Source organism: Cohnella sp. GbtcB17 (assembly GCF_019091135.1).
Taxonomy (GTDB): Bacteria; Bacillota; Bacilli; order Paenibacillales; family Paenibacillaceae; genus Cohnella.
In genome coordinates, this window is the sequence record NZ_JAGXJW010000498.1 from 1 (window position 1) to 235 (window position 235).

Annotated in this window: 1 protein-coding gene; it reads right to left on the reverse strand. The window is 49.4% G+C overall.

All coding sequences use genetic code 11. From position 1 onward, the window contains the following. Positions 1–235, reverse strand: a 235-nt coding sequence (locus KVT38_RS34265; RefSeq protein WP_217598152.1) for a response regulator, incomplete at both ends; no start/stop codon positions are given.

Genomic DNA, 235 nt, shown 5'->3' on the forward strand with positions numbered 1-235 from the left:
CCGACAAGATAAGAACAGGGATAGCTCCATATATGCCTATCCGGCTCAACAGCTCTTCACCCGACAACAATGGGAGCATTAAATCGAGCAAAATCAAGTGCCACTTCTGCCTTTCCAAATAGAGCAACGCTACCGTCCCGGAATAAGCGGGCGGAGGGACATAGCCGCTCTTGCGTAAGACGCTGCATAACAAGTGGTTGATGTCATCATTGTCTTCCACGACCATAATGTGGAC